This window comes from Centipeda noxia ATCC 43541 (genome assembly GCF_000160555.1).
Lineage (GTDB): Bacteria > Bacillota > Negativicutes > Selenomonadales > Selenomonadaceae > Centipeda > Centipeda noxia.
In genome coordinates this window covers 94,349-109,860 of sequence record NZ_GG749281.1, presented here as the reverse complement: position 1 = coordinate 109,860, position 15,512 = coordinate 94,349, and the positions used below count along the sequence as shown (strand labels likewise).

General features: G+C 57.3%; 15 protein-coding genes. 9 read left to right on the top strand and 6 right to left on the bottom strand.

The window, feature by feature from the left end:
* Positions 1-17: 17 nt before the first annotated feature.
* The 4 genes from cas1 (at position 18) to HMPREF7545_RS07425 (ending at position 3,146) form a co-directional block, all read left to right on the top strand.
* Complete coding sequence (gene cas1 / locus HMPREF7545_RS07440; protein ID WP_006695093.1) at positions 18-863, top strand: CRISPR-associated endonuclease Cas1; 846 nt, start codon at positions 18-20, stop codon at positions 861-863.
* Entirely contained in the window at positions 841-1,191 is a 351-nt protein-coding gene (cas2, locus tag HMPREF7545_RS07435; RefSeq protein ID WP_248681293.1) for a CRISPR-associated endonuclease Cas2, read from the top strand. Before cas1 ends, cas2 begins: the two co-directional genes overlap by 23 nt.
* A 207-nt stretch (positions 1,192-1,398) precedes the next feature.
* A complete protein-coding gene (locus tag HMPREF7545_RS07430) occupies positions 1,399-2,694 on the top strand; it encodes a M48 family metalloprotease (RefSeq protein WP_155812214.1) in 1,296 nt (431 codons plus the stop codon).
* Between the two features lie 62 nt (positions 2,695-2,756).
* A complete protein-coding gene (locus HMPREF7545_RS07425; RefSeq protein ID WP_006696618.1) occupies positions 2,757-3,146 on the top strand; it encodes a hypothetical protein in 390 nt (129 codons plus the stop codon).
* A 209-nt stretch (positions 3,147-3,355) separates the two neighbouring features.
* On the opposite strand, the gene HMPREF7545_RS07420 is transcribed toward HMPREF7545_RS07425, so the two are convergent.
* Positions 3,356-5,383, bottom strand: a complete 2,028-nt coding sequence (locus HMPREF7545_RS07420) for an OPT family oligopeptide transporter (protein ID WP_006695089.1) — start codon at positions 5,381-5,383, stop codon at positions 3,356-3,358.
* Between the two features lie 119 nt (positions 5,384-5,502).
* Complete coding sequence (locus tag HMPREF7545_RS07415; protein ID WP_006695088.1) at positions 5,503-6,099, bottom strand: NAD(P)H-dependent oxidoreductase; 597 nt, start codon at positions 6,097-6,099, stop codon at positions 5,503-5,505.
* Positions 6,100-6,823: 724 nt separating this feature from the next.
* Between HMPREF7545_RS07415 and mqnE (HMPREF7545_RS07410) the strand changes: the two genes are divergently transcribed.
* Positions 6,824-7,894, top strand: a complete 1,071-nt coding sequence (gene mqnE, locus HMPREF7545_RS07410) for an aminofutalosine synthase MqnE (protein WP_006695086.1) — start codon at positions 6,824-6,826, stop codon at positions 7,892-7,894.
* A 68-nt stretch (positions 7,895-7,962) separates the two neighbouring features.
* Here mqnE (HMPREF7545_RS07410) and HMPREF7545_RS07405 read toward each other — a convergent pair whose 3' ends face one another.
* The gene (locus tag HMPREF7545_RS07405; protein WP_006695085.1) at positions 7,963-9,360 is read right to left on the bottom strand and encodes a tetratricopeptide repeat protein; all 1,398 of its coding nucleotides are present in this window, start codon (positions 9,358-9,360) and stop codon (positions 7,963-7,965) included.
* A gap of 195 nt (positions 9,361-9,555) precedes the next feature.
* Between HMPREF7545_RS07405 and mqnE (HMPREF7545_RS07400) the strand changes: the two genes are divergently transcribed.
* The 4 genes from mqnE (HMPREF7545_RS07400) (at position 9,556) to HMPREF7545_RS07385 (ending at position 14,136) form a co-directional block, all read left to right on the top strand.
* The gene (gene mqnE, locus HMPREF7545_RS07400) at positions 9,556-10,653 is read left to right on the top strand and encodes an aminofutalosine synthase MqnE (protein ID WP_006695084.1); all 1,098 of its coding nucleotides are present in this window, start codon (positions 9,556-9,558) and stop codon (positions 10,651-10,653) included.
* Entirely contained in the window at positions 10,650-11,675 is a 1,026-nt protein-coding gene (gene mqnC / locus HMPREF7545_RS07395; RefSeq protein WP_006695083.1) for a cyclic dehypoxanthinyl futalosine synthase, read from the top strand. Before mqnE (HMPREF7545_RS07400) ends, mqnC begins: the two co-directional genes overlap by 4 nt.
* Position 11,676: 1 nt before the next feature.
* Complete coding sequence (locus tag HMPREF7545_RS07390) at positions 11,677-12,525, top strand: MTAP family purine nucleoside phosphorylase (RefSeq protein WP_006695082.1); 849 nt, start codon at positions 11,677-11,679, stop codon at positions 12,523-12,525.
* Positions 12,526-13,176: 651 nt separating this feature from the next.
* A complete protein-coding gene (locus tag HMPREF7545_RS07385; protein WP_040571292.1) occupies positions 13,177-14,136 on the top strand; it encodes an L-lactate dehydrogenase in 960 nt (319 codons plus the stop codon).
* 59 nt (positions 14,137-14,195) lie between these two features.
* On the opposite strand, the gene HMPREF7545_RS07380 is transcribed toward HMPREF7545_RS07385, so the two are convergent.
* The 3 genes from HMPREF7545_RS07380 to HMPREF7545_RS07370 form a co-directional block, all read right to left on the bottom strand.
* Positions 14,196-14,477: a type II toxin-antitoxin system YafQ family toxin gene (locus HMPREF7545_RS07380; RefSeq protein WP_006695080.1), complete on the bottom strand. Its 282-nt coding sequence runs from the start codon at positions 14,475-14,477 to the stop codon at positions 14,196-14,198.
* Positions 14,474-14,749, bottom strand: coding sequence for a type II toxin-antitoxin system RelB/DinJ family antitoxin (locus HMPREF7545_RS07375; RefSeq protein ID WP_006695079.1), 276 nt, complete (start codon positions 14,747-14,749; stop codon positions 14,474-14,476). Before HMPREF7545_RS07375 ends, HMPREF7545_RS07380 begins: the two co-directional genes overlap by 4 nt.
* Positions 14,750-14,925: 176 nt before the next feature.
* Positions 14,926-15,471 carry a 2-oxoacid:acceptor oxidoreductase family protein gene (locus tag HMPREF7545_RS07370; RefSeq protein WP_040571291.1) on the bottom strand — a complete coding sequence of 182 codons (546 nt, stop codon included), beginning with the start codon at positions 15,469-15,471 and terminating at the stop codon, positions 14,926-14,928.
* Positions 15,472-15,512 lie beyond the last annotated feature (41 nt).

Sequence of the window (15,512 nt, the reverse complement as noted above, 5' to 3'; positions counted from 1 at the left end):
AGGTCTCGTCGAGGGCGATGGTGGAGCTCCTTCGTCTTGGCATTCCCGTGACGTGGCTTTCGCGTACGGGGTATTTCTTTGGGCGTTTGGAGTCAACGCGTCATGTGAATGTCTTTCGGCAGGAACGGCAGATCCTGTTGAGGGACTCTTTTTTTTACCTTGCGATGGCACGCAAGGTGATCGCAGCAAAGGCGCACAATCAGTTCATTCTCCTGCGGCGCTATAACCGCAGTGCTTCGCTGCCTGAGGTTCGTACGGCAATGGCGGAGATCACAGCGCTGAGCAAGCATATTCCGCGGTGCGAGACGAATACACAGCTGATGGGCTATGAGGGGGCGATCGCAAAGGTCTATTTCCGTGCGCTCGGGCTTCTCGTTCCGGAGGCTTTTGCCTTTGTCAAGCGGAGCCGCCGTCCGCCGATGGACCCATTTAATACGATGCTGAGTTTTGGCTACACGCTGTTGATGTATGATCTCTATACGGTGGTGAATAATGAGGGCCTGCACCCGTATTTTGGATTTCTCCATGCGCTGAAGAACCGCCATCCGGCACTTGCCTCTGATCTGATGGAGGAGTGGCGTCCGGTGCTGGTGGATGCGATGGTGTTGTCGCTCGTGCATCATCATGAGATGAGGCCCGAACATTTTGCTCCGTCCGAGGAGGAGGGGAGACCCGGGATCTTCCTGACGCGGGAGGGGCGTGCGATCTTCCTGCGTGCCTATGAGAAGAAGATGCGTGCGACGAGTCTCTATGGGGGCGGGCGCCGTTCATATCGTGCGTTGCTTGGGCATCAGGGGCGCCAATATGCGCAGGCGCTGATGGCGGAGAATGCTGAGATCTATGAGCCGATTCGTCTGCGGTGAGGTGTCGGGAATGGAATACGAGTACGAGGAGAATGAGTTCGTTGCTGAGGATGAACGCCGCTATATTGTGCTTGTGATCTATGATATTACAGAGAATAAGCGGAGGGCGAAGATGGTAAAGTGTCTGGAGAGATATGGTGTCCGTGTGCAAAAGTCAGCCTTTGAGGGGTTCCTGACGGAGAAGAAATATGCGAAGCTGGCGGATCAGGCACATCGCCTGATCGATCCGCGCACGGACTCCCTGCGCATCTATCTGCTGGCGAATCATACGTCGGTGCGCTCATGGGGTCTTGGAGACCGACATGTGGAGGATGTGATTATCTTTTAGCGGGCCGTGCTCTCTGTGGGTATTTTTATAAAAATATGTAAAAAAGTGGTTGACAAAGTTTTTTCCTCATGATATTCTACTATTTTTCCTTAACGGGAAAGCCCGAAAATAATGTGAAAGGAGCTGTATGAGAAGGGATCGGGGCCGTTTGGATAGAGAGAAGCCTCCCTACGGATGGGGAGGCGTAGTGCAAAGGAGTTGTATGGAATGAAGATGATGAAGAGGGGCATGACGGCTGTGTATCGGATGCTCGGGATATCTCTGCTTGCAGCGGCTGCGTATCCGGGGGCGTTCGGAGGCACTGCAGAGGCTCATGTCGTCTCGAGCTGGGAGGAGCATGAGATTGGTCAGGCTGCAGCAGAGCGTGTCGAGGAGAAATATGAGGTGGTATCGGATGATGATCTCCTCGAGATCCAGCGGCGGCTGGTTGTCTGCAATCCGGGTACGCTGAACCGGCGCGATGGCGTGCACAAGCGCTGGCTGGAACCGATCAAGATGTACCACAGTGATTCCCCCAACGCATTTATGCTCCCCGGCGGGTATTCCTATATGGCGGACTCGATGGTGAACTTTATGAATACGGTGCAGAATGATGGTTACATCAACAAGCATTATCTTCGCCCAATGAATAAGTCGAACATTTACAACACATCCGCCATCGCTTTTGTTATGGGGCATGAGTTCGGACATTGGGCAGGGAAGGATCATCTCGAGAGCTATGACAAGCAGTTCGGACTGAATCTGATTGCGAGCTTTCTTGGCATGGGCGGCGGCTCGATGTCAGCGGCGACGGCGCAGAGCATCGGCATAAACCTCGTGGATACGCTCTGGGAGCGTAAGATGTCGCTCAGTCAGGAGTATGGGGCGGATGAGTGGGGGCTTAAGTTCCTTGAGAACGTTCCGGAATATTCAACAGGCGGTGCGCTTATGAAATTTGATCGTTTCCTGCGTTTGGAGGAGATTCGGTTCCCTGATGGGAAGCGTCCCAAGAATTTTCGCAATCCACATCCTCAAACGATGAAGCGTTACCAGAGAGCGATGAAGTATATTGCAAACTCTTCAAATGGACGGGTTAAAATTGATAATGGCGACCTTTATGTGGATAACCAGCTCATTCCTCTTGATGGTCGTGCAGATGTCGTGAGCAAGGAACGTGTTTTTTATGTCGCAGGACAAATTGCAGCGGCGATAAAGAAGGATATGTTCCATTCTAGAAATCTTACGTTTGTTTCGGTGCCGAAGAGTATCGACGCAAGGGATCCTGCGCGTGTCGATGAAATGTATTTCATCGCAGTAAATGATGCCGGAACAGATTACAAGATTATTGACAAGGTTCGCTACAACGAATCTCTTAGTTTTGAAGATAATATGGAGGTTGTCACGAGTTCCAAAGAGGATATGGGCGCTATGGGCGTAATCTTCCAGGTGGCGGAGGCGTACGATGCGCAGAAGGATGTCGACCGCAAGGGAGGAGCCCGCACCGCGAAGGGGGCTAAGAGATGAAGTACATCAAGGCTCGGTAATATGAAGCAGAATGTTTGAAAGGCATGAAGGGAGAAGTTATCATGGCAACGATGAAAAAATTTTTGATGATGGTGCTGACTGCAGCATGTATGCTTGGCGTTTTGGCGCAGGCACAGGAGGTATCTGCCAATGCGAATATCGTTTTCAATGCGGCAGAAGTCCAGCTGCTGGACGGAGAGACACTTATCAAGGGGTATCTGGTCAACTTGGGTGATGCAGGCGCGACGGTTACAGCGGCAAGTATTTCAGTTATTGTTCAGGACGATGCAGGAAATGTATTCTGGCAGGACAGCGGTGATTTTGCGAATGTAGGCGTTTACGTTCCTGCCGGCGGTTCGCATGGACACGTGTTTCACATCCACAATCCGAACTGCAGAGCCTATAATGGGACGATTCGCTGGCATGTAGACAACCATATTCGTTTCAGCTGAAGTTATCTGTGTCAGAAGAAGCAGATAATCACATACGAACAGCAAAAAAGGAGAGGCATAACCTCTCCTTTTAAATTGACGCAGAATCTGTGTGCCGACAGATCATCGGCAGCCGTGACGGGATTGTGCGCATACGGTCTTATCGTTTATGATATACAAAAAACAACACGCCGGCAGACTCTGCTGGCGTGTTTGTATTTCCTATGATGTTATGAGGTTTTTTTCCCGCTCAGTACAACCTTGCTGAAGAGGAGGAGGAGGCCGAGGAAGACGGCGAGGCCGAGCATCTCGGCGGTATCTGCGAAGTCGCTTCCAACCATTGCGAGCGGATTCTCATCGCCGCCGTTCGAGACGGAGAGGACGATGAGGCCTGCGAGCAGGACGCCGACGATGGACTCGCCGACGATGAGACCCGATGCAAAGAGCGTGCCGCGCCTGAGACCTGCCGTCTCTGCCTCAGCGCCTGCGGTTTTGCGCAGATGGCGGTTGAGGAAGTAGCCGAGGATGGCACCGACGACGAGCGGCGTCTGGATGACGGGCGGGAGGTAGATGCCCATGCCGACGGCGAGCGGCGGCAGGACGAGATTCTTCGTCGTGCGCTTGAGCAGCTGGTCGATGAGGACCAGGACAACACCCAGGCCGATGCCGATGTAGATATACTCCCACGCGAGCTTGCTGGAGAAGATGCCCTGTGCGATGGTGGTCATGAGCACGGCCTGCGGTGCGGAGAGTGCCTGCGCGGGATCCATGCCCGGACGCGGCATGGCGCCGGGGAAGCCGTATGCCTCGTAGAGGAGGTTGAGCACGGGGGCGATGACAAGCGCCCCGACCACGCAGCCGATGAGGAGCGCGGCCTGCTGGCGCCACGGCGTTGCTCCGACGAGCCAGCCCGTCTTGAGATCCTGCATATTGTCGTTCGAGATGCAGGCAATCGCGAGGATGATCGAGGTGGTAAAGATGGCGGTTGCTGTTGCAAATTTCTCACCGCCCGGCAGATCAAAGATGCCGAACGAGGAGCACAGCGCGTACATGACGAGTGAGGAGACGATGATGCCGAGGATCCCGATGCCCGAGATCGGACTCGCGGATGTGCCGACAAGTCCTGCCATGTAGGCGCAGGCGGCAGCGACAAAGAAGCCCATGAGGACGGATACGCCGACGCCGACAACGGTGAAGATGAGCTTTTGATTCGGGGGGATGCTCTCCGGCGAGACGAAGAGATAGAAAATCGCAAGGAGGCCGATGACCGTTACGCCGAAGACGAGCGCAATGCTCTTCATCGACATGTCGATGTCCATGCGGTGCAGACCCTTCTCTGTATCGTCCATGCGTGTACCTGCGATGGACTCCTTGACTCCGTCGATGACGGGGCGGGCGAGCGTCATGAGTGTCCAGATCGCCGCAACGCCCATTGCACCCGCACCGATGAGGCGCACCTTCTGCTGATAGACGGCACCGGCGAATTTTTGGAGCGTCATGCCGTCCGGCAGTGCCTCGGTCATGGTGAAATAGGGGACGAAACCCGCCCATGCGATGAGGATGCCGACCAGCATGGCGAGTCCGCTCGCAATGCCGATGAGGTAGCCCGCACCTACGAGAGCGGTCGAGTAGCCGAGCGGCAGCTGCGTCATGCCGCGGCCGACGTGGAACCATGCCGAAAGACTGCCGCCGAGCACCTGCAGGCCGTTCGTGAGGAAGGCGATGATGCCGGCGACGACACTGCCCGAGAGGATTTCCTTGATGCCGGATTCGGATTTGCCGTCCGCACGCGTGCGGCTGCCGACCTTTAGAATCTCGGCCGCAGCAACGCCCTCAGGATAGGCGAGGTCGCTGTGCACGACCATGGCGCGGCGCAGAGGAATGGTAAAGAGGACGCCGAGGCAGCCGCCGCACGCCGATACGACGAGGGTCTGCCAGAACTCAAATCCCTGCCAGTAGCCGATCATGAGCATACCGGGGATGATGAAGATGATGGCGGACAGTGTTCCCGCAGCGGATGCCTGCGTCTGTACCATGTTGTTTTCGAGGATGTTTGCATCCTTTGCCATCTTGAGCACTGCCATTGAGATGACCGCCGCAGGGATCGCCGACGAGAATGTCAGGCCGACCTTCAGCCCGAGGTAGACGTTCGATGCGGTGAAGATGATCGTCAGGATCGCGCCGAGCAGGATGCCGCGCACGGTGAGCTCGGGGAGCCTCAGCTCGTGCTGCATAAACTCGTTTTCCGCTTCTTTCATGCGATAACCACCTGTCCTTTTTGTTCAGTAAAATGAAAAAATACCGATAATATTATAACATAGAAATAAAGAATGTAAAATTCCGAAGCGGAATGTATACAAGGAGCAGACTGCTCCCGTCATGGAGAGGGGAAGGCGCGCCGCGCGCGGTCTGCAGCTTCTTCCAGCCACGCGGACCTCTCGTCGGCGGAGCTGTCTGCGACGATGCGGAACATCACACGGTCGAAGTCCTTTACGCCGCAAAAGTCGAAGATGCAGTCGCGCCAAAGACGCTGCAGCGGGTCGCCGAAGACCTCGTCCTCCCGCTGTGCGGACGTGTTGGATGTGTTGAAGACAAGCGCCCTCTTCGCGCGCAGCAGACCGATGGGGAGACCGCCGCCGCTGTCGCCTGCGGGGAATGTGTAGGCGATATTCTCGCGCAGAACCCGATCAACCCAGCCTTTGAGCACGGCGGGTGGCTGCCCCCACCAGTTCGGATGGACGATGATGATGCCGTCCGCCGAACGAATCTCCTCCTGATGGAGACGGACGAGCGGATCACGCGTTGTGCCGCTGACGAGCTCCTCCTTTGGGATGGCGGGATCGAAATGCTCGCGGCAGAGATCGTGGAAACGTACATCATGGCCGGATGACTTCAGTGTTTTTACAATAATTTCCGCGATGGCGGCGTTGAGGCTGTGCTTGTAGGGATGCCCCAAGATGACGGAGATTTTCATAGAGACTCCTTTCCGGACAAAACAAAACCGCCGGCGGGCTTTCTCGTCACCCGTCGGCGGTCTTGAGGAAAATACGGGAAGTGATAGGTAACTCTCTTGCATCCAAACCAATGTTGCTTCGTTCCGCGCTGCCGCTAGCATGCAGCGCGGAACTTTCCGGCAAAACGCTGAGAAACTACCTCGACATGCCTCCGACGCATGCACCGCGAATCCACTCGCGGGAACGATCTTCCTGCCATGCGCCGCGCATATCCCTGTACCCGCCCCGCGCGGGCTGCCGCATCCTCCTGCCGCACCTTCGCTCTGCACCGCTGTCCTGGTGCACCTGTGCGGACAACCCTGCGGCCACTCAATGACCCATCGGAATCTCCTCCCAGTCCGTCGGGGAACTCCGGCTGTGCTCCCTCCGCTCAGCCAGCGGAGCTGCTGCCGTGCTCCCTCACTCCAACAACCGTCGGTCAACACTGTGGAAACTCCGGAGAACTCATCTCATGCGCTTACGTATCACACGAGGGCAACCCGTCCTGAATCAAGCTGCCTGGAAGTTCTCCTTTACTATCTTTAGTATAGTAAAATCCCAGAAAATTGTCAATGGCACAGGAGAAATTTTGCTGCGGGGCGAGACCGTCTCATCTATGCGCTCTTTGGCAGGAAATTCGCGCTGCGCGTCGAATTTGCGTTAGGAGTATAACGTTGGGAGACGAAGAGATTGCACAATGAATACATGGATATCGAGAAGAAGATCGCGCACGGCGAACGGCTGACGTATGAGGACGGCGTGCGGCTCTTTGCATGTCATGACATCGCGTGGATCGGCGCGCTTGCCGACCGCGTGCGGCAGAAAAAATGCGGCGATATCGTCTACTATAACGTGAACTGTCATGTGAATCTCACGAACATCTGTCTCGCGCACTGTAAGTTCTGTGCGTTCGGGCGCGACGCGGAGGACAAGGGCGCGTACGAGATGAGCGTGGAGGAGGCCGTGGCGCATGTGGCGGATGCGATGCGCGACCCGCATCTGGCGGGACTGCACGTTGTGAGCGGTCTGCATCCGGACTGGACATTCGACGACTATCTGATGCGCCTCAAGGCGCTGCATGAGGCGTTTCCCTCGCTCTATCTGAAGGGGTTCACGGGCGTTGAAATCACGCATTTTGCAAAGACGTCGAGGCTCTCGGTGCGCGAGGTGCTCGTGCGGCTGCGCGCGGCGGGGCTGCAGTCGATCGCGGGCGGCGGCGCGGAGATCCTCTCTGACCGCGTGCGCGGCGAGCTCTGCCCGAACAAGGCGACGGCGGATGAGTGGCTGATGGTGGCGCGTACGGCGCATGAACTCGGCATCAAGACGAATGCGTCCATGCTCTACGGGCACATCGAGACGGTGGAAGAGCGCGTCGAGCACATGATGCGACTGCGCGATCTGCAGGATGAGACGGGCGGTTTTCAAACGTTTATCCCGTTCCCATTCCTGCCGTCGAACACGGAGCTCGGGCAGACCGTGCGGCAGACGTCGATGTGGGACGATCTTCGGACGATTGCGATTTCGCGGCTGATGCTCGATAATTTCCGCAACATCAAGGCGTACTGGGTCATGCTCACCGTGCCCGTGGCGCAGATCGCGCTCGGCTTCGGCGCGAACGACATTGACGGCACGGTGCACAAGGAGACGATCCTTCATGACGCGGGGGCAAAGAGCCCGCGTGCTCTCTCCGAGGACCACATCATCCGCATCATTCGCGAGATTGGCCGCACGCCTGCCGCGTGCGACTCGAACTTTAATATCATTGAGACGTATTGAGGATGCGCTGATTAGGGATTCAAAAAGACGAACTCCATGAAGCAGAGTTCGTCTTTTTGACAGAGAAGTTATTCTTCGGCGGGATTTCCGTCCTCATCGAGCGGGATGTAGACATTTTTCTCCTGCCACGGGTACTGGTACGCGAGCGTGACCTGATTGTCCAGCTCGTAGTGGACTGCAGTCAGGACTCCGGTTCCCTCGCCGCTGACTCGTTTCAGCCAGCGGCCGTCGTCGAGGCGTTCCTTTTGCGTGCGCAGCCACGCGGGATCGCGTTTCGACAGACCCGCCTCGTTCATGCGGAAGACGAGCTTTACAGGCGTGCCCTTCACGGTGTAACAGAAGCTGCAAAAGGGCGCATCCCTCTCGTAGTCCTGCGGGTCGGGACGAAAGAGCTGCTTGAAATAGGAGAGTCCCGCCTCGTTCATCGTCATGCAGGCGATGGCGCGCTGTTTGTCGCCGCGTTCCCCGTCTGCATCAACACCGTCGCGCATCCCAAGGGTTTCTCCTGCAGATGCCTCCTGCAGCTCCTCGTCAAAGGCGGGGTCAATCCAGTGGTACGACATCTGTTCAATCGTTGCGCCTGCCTTGATCTCGCGCGCGAGCGTCAGGAACTCGTGGTCGTCCGGCACGAGGGAGAGTCCCTTCTGCACGGCATCGAGCGCGCCGTCGTGGTCGCCGAAATGCGCGCGGAGCTTGCCGAGCTGCAGATACGTCCACGGATAGTCCGGCTCCTCCTGTGCGCCCTTTTCGACCGCGCGGAGTGCGTCATCGAGGCGGCCGCAGTACATGAGCGCGACGGCATAGCGGTAGTACCATGTGCCGCAGCCGCGCGCGTTCGCCTCAGAGGCCGGCATCCACTGCATCGTGCGGTAATAGTATTCGTAGTCGTCCAGATTGTTGCACGCGTACGCGTACCAGAGGGCAATATCGAGATCGGCGTGCGCTTCCTCGCGCGTAAAATTCCCCTTGATCATGCCGTTCTTGATGTACGCCTCCAGATAGTACAGCATCTTGTAGAAATAGCCCGTCCCGCCGTCGTCCATTGCCTCAAGCTTTCGGATCGCTGTGGGGGAGAGCAGGGGCTTGCGCGCCGCATTGGGGGTGGAAAGATGCTTTTGGCAGGCCGCGATCATCTGCATCGTGTCTGCATCACCCGGGAGCGCGGCAAGTGCTGCCTCGAAGTAGGGCAGCGCGCGTCTCTCCTGACCGAGGTGGTAATAGGCGTACCCCATGCGGTAGTTCCAGAGATGATCGCCATGGAAGTAATCTGCGTGCGGCGTGAGGAGCTCGATTGCCTTTTCGAAATAGGCGCGATCACCCGTGCCCGCCGCGTTGTTGTAGGCGCGTGCAAGCTCGCTGTCCAGTTCCGGCGTGCGCTCCTCTGCGGGGATGGCTTCGAGCTCCGCGATGATCTTTTGAAATTCTTCGTTCTCGTGCCAAATTTGGCACTGTTCGAGCAGTGTCATACAGTACTCCGTTTTGTAAATCCTTGATCTATGTCCGATAGGTAATCGGTGGGCATATATTTTCCTTCGTCGGTACGAACCGCATGATAGCATGAAACACCCGAGAAAAGCAAGCTCGGCCCCGTGCTGCGGAATTTGCAAAAGCGCGCCGCATTTGATACACTTGCGGGAGTGTGATAAGGAGAGTATCGGACCATGAGCAATCGAACGAATGCCCGCGCGGCCGCAGAGCGCGGGGCACGGCTGACGAAGGAGGATGCACTCCTCCTCTATGAGGACAACGACCTCCTCGCGCTCGGTGCGTGGGCGCGTGCGGCGAAGGAGCGCGCGAGCGGGAAGAATGTCTACTATACGGTGAACCGTCACATCAATCTCACGAACATCTGCAGTGCGAACTGTCCGCTCTGCGCGTTCCAGGTGGAACGCGGCGATGCGCGCGGCTACATCATGGAGACCGACGATGTGGCGCGCGTGCTGGAGACGGCGAAAAATACGCCGCGCCTCACGGAGATCCATATCGTGAGTGCGCTCCATCCCGACCGTCCCTTCTCCTACTACGAGGGCGTGGTGCGGCAGGTGCGCGCGGCGCTTCCCCATGCGGACATCAAGGCATTCACGCCCGTGGAGATTGTGAACTTTGCAAAAGGCGAGGGGCTTTCTGTTCGCGACATCCTGCGCCGTTTGCAGGCGGCGGGGCTCTCATCCCTCCCCGGCGGCGGGGCGGAGATTCTCTCCGATCGTGTGCGCGCCGTCATCTGCCCGAACAAGGCGACGCGTTCGGAGTGGCTCGACTGTATGCGTACGGCACACGCGCTCGGCATCCGTACAAATGCCTCCATGATGTACGGACACATCGAGATGGTGGAGGAGCGCATCGACCATCTGCTTGCCTTGCGCGAACTGCAGGATGAGACGGGCGGCTTTCAGGCGTTTATGCTCTTTCCGTTTCACCCCGAGAATACGGTGCTCGGTGCGGAGCGGAAACTCGCGCGCGTCGGCGCGTGGGAGGATATGAAGATGCTCGCGCTCTCACGCCTTGTCCTCGACAATGTGGCGCATTTCAAGGCGTTCTGGGTCATGCTGACGCAGCCGATTGCGCAGCTGGCACTCGGCTTCGGTGCGGACGATCTCGACGGCACGATCGGCGAGGAGAAGATCATCCACGCGGCGGGGGCACAGACGCAGACGGGCATCACGCGGAGCGAACTGGATGCGATGATCCGCGAGGCGGGCTATGAGCCCGTGGAGCGCGATACGTTTTATCGACCGATCGCGGCAGGGGAGGGCGCATGAGACTCACGGAGCAGGAGGCTGCCGATCTCCTCACGCACGGCGACCCGATCGAACTCGGGCGCGCGGCGGACGCGGAGCGGCGGCGGCGGTTCGGCGATACGGTGACGTTCATCGTTGACCGCAACATCAATTACACGAATATCTGCGTGAACGAGTGCCGTTTTTGCGCATTCTACACGAAACAGGATGCGGAGGATGCGTATCTCCTGCCGCTGGAGGAGATTCTCGCGAAGGTCGGCGAGACGGCGGCAGCGGGAGGAACGCAGGTCATGATCCAGGGCGGCATCCATCCCGATCTGCCGCTCTCGTACTACGAGGATATGCTGCGCGCCATCCGCAGCCGCTATCCCTCCATCGTGATCCACTCCTTTACGGCGACGGAGATCCTGTATTTCGCCCAAAAGGAGGGGCTTACGGTCGAGGATACGCTGCGGCGGCTGCAGGATGCGGGGCTCTCGTCGCTCCCCGGCGGCGGTGCGGAGATCCTCGTCGACCGCGTACGCAAGCTCATCGCACCGAAGAAGATCATGACCGAGGATTGGCTGCGTGTGATGCGGACGGCGCACAAGATCGGCATGAAGTCGACGGCGACGATGGTGATCGGCTTCGGCGAGACGATGGCGGAGCGCGTGGAGCACATGGAGCACATCCGCCGGCTGCAGGAGGAGACGGGCGGCTTCCGTGCGTTCATCACATGGACGTTCCAGCCGGGCAATACCGCACTCGGCGGAGAGAAGACGTCGAGCTGGGATTATATGCGAACACTTGCCCTTACGCGTCTCTACATGGACAATGTTGCGCACATCCAGGGCTCGTGGGTGACGCAGGGCGAGCGCATCGGTCAGCTGACCCTCGGCTTCGGCGCAGATGATCTCGGGAGCATCATGCTCGAGGAGAATGTCGTGCGTGCCGCGGGGACGCGGTATAATATGTCGATCAAGAAGATGATCGATCTGATTCACGGCGCAGGCAGAGAGCCGGCACAGCGTGACACGCAGTATCGCGTGATACGGAGGTTTTGATATGGCAGAGCAACAGGTTCCGGCAGCGGGCTATGCCGTCATCGGTGGTTCGGGGACGCTCTCGAGCGACTTCCCGCGTGCCTCGATGGCGGCGGATGTGGAGATCCTCGCGGACGGGCTGCACTTTGCAACACCCTACGGCGAGAGTCCTGCCTTCCGCCTCTTCTCCGTCGCGGGACGGCGCGTGCTGACCTGCCGTATGCACGGCTGGCGCAGCGGCGTGACGCGCGCGGATGCCTCGCGGCAGGTGTTCTGGGTGCTGCGGGAGGCGGGCGTGCGGCGCATTCTCTCCGAGGGCGGCGTCGGGACGGTGAACCCGCTGCTCGACCCGCGCGACTTCCTCATCCCAGACGATTACCTTGATATGTCCGTGCGCAAGGATGTCATGCTCGACGGGCGCTATCTTCTTGTGATGCGGGATGCGCTCTGTGCGGAACTTCGCACGGCGCTCATTGAGGAAACGAGGAAGCGCTATACGGGCCGCATCTTTGACCGCGGCATTTACGCCGTCACCGACGGGCGGCATTTCGAGAGCCCTGCAGAGATCGCGATGCTGAAAGGGCACGCGGACATCGTGGGGCAGAGCCTCGCGCCCGAGGTCTACCTTGCGCGCGAGATCGGCGCGTGCTATGCGGGGCTGTACTTCGTCGTCAACTACGGCGAGGGCATCCGTCCGTGGTCGCACGACACGCTCGCGCAGATATTCTACGACGATGCGCCCATGATCGGCGACATCCTGCTCGCCGCCATCCGCAGCGTTCCCGCCGAGGAGAGCATCTGCGAATGCCGCAGCCTGCGCAAGGAGACACTGCTGAAGGATGTCTACAACGCGGAGTCGGATAAGGGTTGACGGAAATACACGGAAATTGTATAATAAACACAGAAAAAGGTGCTGCCGGTAAACGGTCAGCCCCTCTGCTAGAAACGAACTAAGATTAGCCGCCTAGGTTTGGTCACTGAGGGCGGCTTTTCTTATGCTTTGTACGATACAACGCAAATTGTAACGAGGAATACCAGTGAGAGAAACTCATATGGTCCCATAAGCATGCCCCCTTTTGCTGACCTGTCCAAGAGTCAAGCTCGGAGGGCACAGACGATTGGGAAACAGGTCGTATGCGAAAACGACCCAAGAGCGCAAGCATGAAATGCGACGCGCGATTGGATGCCGTTGACCGCCAAAGGGGCTGAGAATCGACCGCCTACCCGTTGTTGTTGGCAACACCTGCGTGGATTATATCACGAAAGATTATTTTTGTGAACGTGTGTTTTGTAAAGTGCAAATAAACTTGCTGCAAAGAAAAGAAACTGTACTGTATACACGCTGAAATCGGTTGACACCAATTCCCCGCGGTGCTAGGATGATGGCGCAGGGCATCCTGCGGAACGTATCCGAAAGAAGGGGTGCGCCATGATCGATCCGATTTTCCTTTCAGTATTCACGCCCGCCTGCACATGAACTGTGTGCGGTCGGGCTTTTTTGATGTGCAGGGAGGTTTTTGCCATGTCGATTCACATTGGAAAAGTCGTCATCATCGGGGCAAGCCATGTAGGCTCTGCCGTACTCAATAAGATCACGGATTTTCAGCTCGCCTCCGAGATCGCGCTCATTGATCTCGATATGGATCGTGCGCGCGGCGAGGCACTCGATACGAGTCATGCGATGTCTTCGCCGTACAGTACGAACATCAAGATTCATCCCGGGACGTATGAGGACTGCCGCGATGCGTCATTCATCGTCATCACGGCGGGACCGTCCATCCTGCCCGGTGAGACGCCCAATCGGCTGAAACTCGCGAGCACGAATACGAAGGTCATGCGCTCTGTGTTCAGTGAAATTGTGAAGTACACGAAGGATGCCATGATCATCATGATTACAAACCCGCTCGATGTGGCGACGTATGTCGTTTCGACGGAGTTCGACTATCCGCGTGCAAAGATTCTCGGTACGGGAACACTGCTCGAGACGTATCGCCTGCGCTATATCCTTGCCGAACATTACGATATCGATCCGAAGAATGTCCAGGGCTACGTGCTCGGAGAGCATGGCAACGACGCCTTTGTCGCATGGTCAACGGTGAACTGCGCCAGTCTCGGTCTCGATTATCTCGACGCGTATTTCGAGCGCAGTGAAAAACTCGACCGCTGCGATATCGAGCATGGGATCATACAGACGGCCTATGATGTCGTCAATCTGAAGGGATATACGAATACGGGCATCGCCATGGTCGCCTGCCGCTTCATCAAGGCGATCCTCTACAACGAGCATACGATCCTGCCCTGCTCCGCTGTCATGGACGGTGCATACGGCATGCGTGATGTTGCGCTCTCCATTCCGCGCATGATCAGTCAGGACGGCATCGTGCGCTCCTTCGAGGTGCGCCTGCCCGATGACGAGATGGAGAAACTCCTGCGTTCACAGAAGAGTGTCCGTGCCGCGCTCGACGGTGCAGGGGTGAAATAAGGAACAAAAGATCTGCGGACATAAGAAAACAAGCCCATGCGTTCGTGCATAGGCTTGTTTTACATTTTGAACAGGTCACTGTGTGTTCCTGTTCTCGTCAGATAAAGCAGGAGCGTATCATCAGAAATCTCATAAATGAGTAGCCAGTCCGGCGTGATGTGGCACTCGCGGCATCCTATATAGTTTCCTGTGAGCATGTGGTCATAATGTTTTTGTTCCAGCGGTTCGCCATTTGCCAGTTTCTTAATGACGGCAGAAAGTAGTTCCGTATCATAGCCGCGCTTGGCAATACGTTTCAAGTCCTTCTGGAAACGGGAGGTCGGACGGATCGTGTACTTCATGCGAGCAGATCCTTCATCATCGCATCGACATCGGTGTAGCGTTTTCCGAGATCTGGATCTTCCTTCATACGGCGGACTTCGTCGAGGGCTTCCCGTGTTTCGGCATTCAGGGGATCGCCGCCGATCTCAAAAGGAAGACGGTACTCCCGCACCGTCTTTCGCGCAAAGATATTGAACGCCGTCGTCATGCTCATGCCCATATCCGCACAAAAAGCGCTGAACTGCTCCTTCAGATCGTTGTCCATGCGTATGCTGACGTTGGTCTGTGACATTGCAATTCCTCCTTTTTATGTATAGAATAATGCAAGTCATGTGCACTGTCAAGAAATCTCAAGATAAATGAATCGCGGATAAAACCAGTGCCGACACTTTTGCACAATCTTTTTATCAGTGATTTCTTATAACTATAGACTGATACAATAGTAGGGGCCGTTGCACAAAAGCGGTTTTACTTTTGTGCAACAGCTGCCTCCGCCGCCTCATATCCGACCATCAGCGCCTGCATATTCGCGTCGACGGTATGCGGCGGGACGCGGTGGCTGACGGCAGTCTTGACCGCTTCGAGCGGCACGATGCCGGAGACGCGCGTAATCGTGCCGAGGGCGACGATGTTGGCGAAGAGCGCCTTGCCGATCTTCTCGATGGCAAGCGTCGTGATGGGGACAGAGACGATGTGTGATGCCGCGGGCACGTTCGGGACGAGCTCGCTGTCGACGATGAGGATGCCCTTTTCGGGATCGAGATCGCCTGCGTATTTGTCCGCGGCCGCCTGTGTCATGGCGAGCACGATGTCGGGGTGCTCGACGTGCGGATGATAGATCACGTCGTCGCTGACGATGACCTCGGAGCGGGATGCGCCGCCGCGTGCCTCGGGACCGTAGGACTGCGACTGCGCGACATTCATGCCGCAGGCAGCCGCTGCCTCGGCGAAGATGATGGCGGCAGTGATGACGCCCTGCCCGCCGGAGCCTGAGAGACGAAGTTCCTTCTGCATATCAGAGCCCTCCTGCACGCCGCTGAATCTCGGCGTTTGCC